Raw genomic sequence first — 5147 nt, forward strand, 5'->3', positions numbered from 1 at the left:
GCTCCACGGAGTTCCTGCCGGGCTCGCTGGTCGAGCGCGCGGTCTTCGAGGCCGAGAACCGCCGCGTGGTGCAGGAGGGCGGCGAGCCGGCCTCCGGTCGTCCGGTCCTCATGGGCATCACCAAGGCCAGCCTCGCGACCGACTCCTGGCTCGCGGCGGCCTCCTTCCAGGAGACCACCCGCGTGCTCACGGAGGCCTCCCTTTCGGGACGCAGCGACCCGCTGCTCGGCCTGAAGGAGAACGTCATCATCGGCAAGCTCATCCCGGCAGGTACCGGCATGCGCCGCTACCGCTCGGTGAAGGTCGTGCCGCTGGTGGAGGTCCCGGACACCGACGACGACCCGCGCGACGACCTGCTGTCGGATACGGGTCTGCTCGAGGAGCTCATGGGCTACGAGGAGGCCGCCGTCGGGAGCGAGGAAGGCTAACCTTCCTCGGACAAGTCACAAAGGGCCGCCCGGCACCGGGCGGCCCTTTTTTTTCCCGAAAGGAACGGCGCCTGCTGCGCCGAACAGTTGGGTAGGAACGGTCGGGGGAGGTCAAAGATGCGGGTCAAGCGCTCGATTGCGGCGGTGACGTTCGGCTTGTGGCTGGCCATGTTCGTACCGGGACAGGCGGAGGCGTGGAATTACTGCAGTAATGAGGGCGGACAGCCCCCCGACGAGGTGACCGTCAGGCAGCAGGTGCCCGTGGCCGGGTTCGTGTTCGCCGGAGCCGACACGAACTACAACGGCAATGGCTTCTACTTGGCGTGCGTGGAGACGGGCGGGCCCATCTCGGTGAATGAAGGGGTCGGCGTGAAGTTCGATGGTTCAGGCGCCACGCAGCCCGGGGACTACGTGAAGGTCCAACGCTGCAACCCCGAGTGCACAGACGTGCACCACCAAGACCTGCCGTAGCAGGCGGTGCGGCGGCGGCTGCTCGAGCAGCTGGCAAGGTCACGACCCGACCTGCCGGACCCGGAATCGGCCATCACGCGGGGCTTGGTGTGGGTGGACGGCGTTCCGATCACAAACCCCCGATCGCTGGTCCTGGACGGTTCGGCCATCGTGGTGGTCGAGCCTCTGGCCCTGAGGGGCAGCGCGAAAATGCGGCCTGCTCTGGACGAGTTCGGCGTGGACCCGGCCGGCAAGGTCTGCCTGGACGTCGGTGCGGCCGCCGGCGGCTTTACGTCGGTCCTGCTGGAGCGGGGAGCGGCGCGCATCTTTGCGGTGGACGTGGGCCACGGACAACTCCTCGGCTCCCTGCGTCAGGACCCCAGGGTGGTGAACCTGGAGGCCACGAACGTGGCCAAGCTGGATCGCGTTCTGATCCCGGAGCCGGTTGAGCTGGTGGTGGTGGACGTCTCTTACCTGTCCCTCTCGGGAGCTGTTGCCCAGCTGGACCGGATCAAGTTCGTCGCGGACGCCGAGCTCGTGGGACTCGTGAAGCCCATGTTCGAGCTCAGGCTCGCGGAAGCGCCCACCGACTGGGAGAGCGTCGGGCGGGCCGTCACCCAGGCGCGGCCGGGGCTGGAGGGGGCGGGGTGGGAATTCCTCGGGTCGTTCAGGTCGCCATCACCGGGAGCCCGCGGGGCCTTGGAGGCGTTCGTGCACTGCCGAAAGTCTGCCCGCGATTGACGCTGCGCCGGGCCGCCAGTAGCATCATTGTTCGTGTCCGGACCGCTGGTCCGGGCATTGTTCGCGTGACCGGGCCTTCCGGGCCGCATCGTCCGACCTCGACCTCGGGTGTCGGCCGTGCGCCCGGGGTCGACTAACAGGAGCAGGCGTGCCGACGATCCAGCAGCTGATCAGGCAGGGACGGGACATCAAAAGGACCAAGTCCAAGACGCCTGCGTTCAAGGGCTCGCCCCAGCGGCGAGGCGTCTGCCTGCGCGTCTACACCACCACTCCCAAAAAGCCCAACTCAGCGCTGCGCAAGATCGCCAGGGTGCGCCTGACGTCCGGGATGGAGGTAACGGCCTACATCCCCGGAGAGCAGCACAACCTTCAGGAGCACTCGATCGTGCTCGTCCGCGGAGGCCGTGTCCGCGACCTCCCGGGCGTCCGCTACAAGATCATCCGCGGCGCTCTTGACACCGCGGGGGTCCGCAACCGCAAGCAGGGCCGCTCCAAGTACGGCGCCAAAAAGGGCGGTTCGTAGAGATGCCCCGCCGCGGAGCAATCCCGAAGCGCGAGATCCGTCCGGATCCCCTGCACGACAGCCAGCTGGTCACGCAGCTGATCAACAAGGTCATGCAGGACGGCAAGAAGACACTTGCGGAGCGGATCGTCTACGAAGCCCTGGACGACCTGAACCAGAGGTCTGGCATGGAGCATGTCCCCGCCCTGAAGAAGGCGGTGGACAACGTCAAGCCGCTGCTGGAGGTCCGTTCCCGCCGCGTCGGTGGAACGACCTATCAAGTCCCGGTCGACGTCCCGGCCCGGCGGGGAACCTCACTGGCCATCCGGTGGCTGGTCGGGACCGCGCGCGGCCGCAAGGGCAAGGGTATGGCCGAGAAGCTCTCGGCCGAGCTGCTAGACGCCCTGCAGGGCACCGGCACCGCCGTCAAGAAGCGCGAGGACCTGCACAAGATGGCGGACGCAAACCGGGCTTTCGCTCACTTCCGCTGGTAACCGGCCCAGCCCGACGCCCTAGCCGACACGGCCGGGGGTCTTCACGACCACAGACGGCCCGCGAGCGGGCGGAGACGAAATGGTAGAGGCGACGACAGAAGCCAGAACAGAGGCAGGACGCCCAGGCGGAAGCCCTGAGCGCCAGTACCCGATCGCCCGCACGCGCAACATCGGGATCATGGCCCACATCGACGCGGGCAAGACCACCGCCACCGAGCGGATCCTCTACTACACGGGCAAGACCTACAAGATCGGCGAGGTCCACGAAGGCGCGGCCGTCATGGACTGGATGCAGGAGGAGCAGGAGCGGGGGATCACCATCACCTCGGCCGCCACCACCTGCCACTGGAACGACCACTGGATCAACATCATCGACACGCCCGGCCACGTCGACTTCACGGTCGAGGTCGAGCGGAGCCTCCGCGTGCTGGACGGCGCCGTGGCCGTGTTCGACGCCGTCCAGGGGGTCGAGCCCCAGACGGAGACCGTGTGGCGCCAGGCCAACAAGTACGGCGTGCCGCGCATCTGCTTCGTCAACAAGATGGACCGCACCGGCTCGGACTTCTGGATGAGCGTGAACACGATCAAAGCCCGCCTCGTCGAGCCCCACCCCATCGCGATTCAGATCCCGTGGGGAGCCGAGGGCGACTTCGTCGGAGTGATCGACCTCGTCGAGATGAAGGCCCTGCGCTGGGACGACGACAAGGGCGACACCTGGGAAACGCTGGACGTCCCGGACGACCTTGTTGACGACGCCGCCAAGGCCAGACACCTGCTGATCGAGGACCTGGCCGAGGTCGAGCACGACGAGATCATGCTCGAGCACTTCGTCAACGGAACCGACCCTTCGGCCGAAGAGCTGCGTGCAGCGATCCGACGCCACACGCTTGCCATGGAGATCGCTCCGGTCCTCGTCGGAGCAGCCTTCCGCAACAAGGGGGTCCAGCCCCTGCTCGACGCAATCGTGGACTACCTGCCCTCGCCATCGGATGTCCCCCCGCTGGTCGGCGAGACGCCCATCACGCAGGAGCCGGCTGAGCGTCCGGCCGACGACTCGGCCCCCTTCTCTGCGCTGGCATTCAAGATCGTCTCTGACCCCTACGTCGGAAAGCTCACCTACTTCCGCGTCTATTCCGGGTGGCTGAAGGCCGGCAGCCACGTCACCAACGCAACCAAGGACCGCAAGGAGCGCGTGGGCCGCCTTTTGCGCATGCACGCCAACAAGCAGGAGGACATCGACTGCGTGTTCTCCGGCGACATCGTCGCGGCAGTGGGTCTGAAGCACACCACCACAGGGGACACCCTCGCCGATCCGCAGGCGCCGGTGATCCTCGAGTCCATGAGCTTTCCCGAGCCGGTCATCTCGATCGCCATCGAGCCCAAGACCGCCGCCGACAACGACAAGCTGGGCCAAGCCCTCCAGAAGCTGTCCGAGGAGGACCCGACGTTCCGCGTCGCCTACAACGACGAGACCGGGCAGACCCTCATCTCAGGGATGGGCGAGCTGCACCTGGAGATCATCGCGTCGCGCCTTCAGCGCGAGTTCAAGGTCGGGGCGACGGTCGGAAAGCCTCAGGTCGCATATCGGGAGACGATCCGAAACCCGGTCAAGCACCTGGTCTACACGCACTCCAAGCAGACCGGGGGCCGTGGTCAGTACGCCAAGGTCGCCATCGACCTGGAGCCGCTGGGACCGAGCGGTGGGTTTGAGTTCGTCAACAAGGTCAAGGGCGGAGACGTCCCCCAGGAGTACATCCCGGCCGTGGACCAGGGGGTGCAGGAAGCCATGCAAACCGGCATCCTCGCGGGTTACCCCATGGTGGACGTCCGGGTGACCCTGACCGGAGGCGCCGCCCACGACGTGGACTCCTCGGAGATGGCGTTCAAGGTCGCCGGCTCCATGGCGCTCAAGGAGGCGGCCCGCAAGGCCAAGCCGGTGCTGCTCGAGCCGATCATGGACCTCGAGGTGGTCACGCCCGACGAGTACCTGGGCGACGTCCTCGGCGACATCACCGCCAAGCGCGGCCGTATCGAGGGAGTCGAGGCGCGCGCAGGTAGCCAGATCGTCAGGGCTCTCGTGCCGCTCGCGGAGCTGTTCGGGTATGCTACCGACTTGCGCTCGCGGACCCAGGGGCGTGCAACATTTACGCCGCGGTTCCACTCCTACCAGGAGGTTCCGGAGTCCGTTCAGCGTGAGCTTGTGAAGTAATTCAAGCAGTCCCTCCGGGCGCCGTCAACGAGGCTGCCCGGCTGTCGGTTTGAACGTCGAAGGAGGAAGAAGTGGCCAAGCAGAAGTTCGAGCGCACCAAGCCCCACGTCAACATCGGCACGATCGGCCACATCGACCACGGCAAGACCACCTTGACCGCGGCCATCACGGCCGTGCTGGCCAAGCACAAGCCGTCCGACGTCAACAAGGCCTTCGCCTTCGACCAGATCGACAAGGCCCCCGAGGAAAAGGCCCGCGGCATCACGATCGCCATCGCCCACGTCGAATACGAGTCCGACGCCCGCCACTACGCCCACGTCGAC

6 protein-coding genes and 1 pseudogene are annotated in these 5147 nt (G+C 66.8%); all 7 read left to right on the plus strand.

The window, feature by feature from the left end:
• Nucleotides 1-305: pseudogene (locus tag VNE62_04385) on the plus strand (hypothetical protein).
• A gap of 240 nt (nucleotides 306-545) precedes the next feature.
• On the plus strand, nucleotides 546-899 hold the full coding sequence (locus VNE62_04390; GenBank protein HVE91529.1) for a hypothetical protein: 354 nt from the start codon (nucleotides 546-548) through the stop codon (nucleotides 897-899).
• 6 nt (nucleotides 900-905) lie between these two features.
• Nucleotides 906-1619, plus strand: a complete 714-nt coding sequence (locus VNE62_04395) for an SAM-dependent methyltransferase (GenBank protein HVE91530.1) — start codon at nucleotides 906-908, stop codon at nucleotides 1617-1619.
• 148 nt (nucleotides 1620-1767) lie between these two features.
• Nucleotides 1768-2142 carry a 30S ribosomal protein S12 gene (gene rpsL, locus VNE62_04400; GenBank protein HVE91531.1) on the plus strand — a complete coding sequence of 125 codons (375 nt, stop codon included), beginning with the start codon at nucleotides 1768-1770 and terminating at the stop codon, nucleotides 2140-2142.
• Nucleotides 2143-2144: 2 nt separating this feature from the next.
• A complete protein-coding gene (rpsG, locus tag VNE62_04405; protein HVE91532.1) occupies nucleotides 2145-2615 on the plus strand; it encodes a 30S ribosomal protein S7 in 471 nt (156 codons plus the stop codon).
• A 79-nt stretch (nucleotides 2616-2694) separates the two neighbouring features.
• Nucleotides 2695-4824, plus strand: a complete 2130-nt coding sequence (gene fusA / locus VNE62_04410; protein ID HVE91533.1) for an elongation factor G — start codon at nucleotides 2695-2697, stop codon at nucleotides 4822-4824.
• A 71-nt stretch (nucleotides 4825-4895) separates the two neighbouring features.
• Nucleotides 4896-5147 (plus strand): GTP-binding protein (locus VNE62_04415; GenBank protein HVE91534.1); only part of this gene is annotated, 252 nt, incomplete at its 3' end.

Source organism: Actinomycetota bacterium (genome assembly GCA_035536535.1).
Lineage (GTDB): Bacteria > Actinomycetota > JAICYB01 > JAICYB01 > JAICYB01 > DATLNZ01.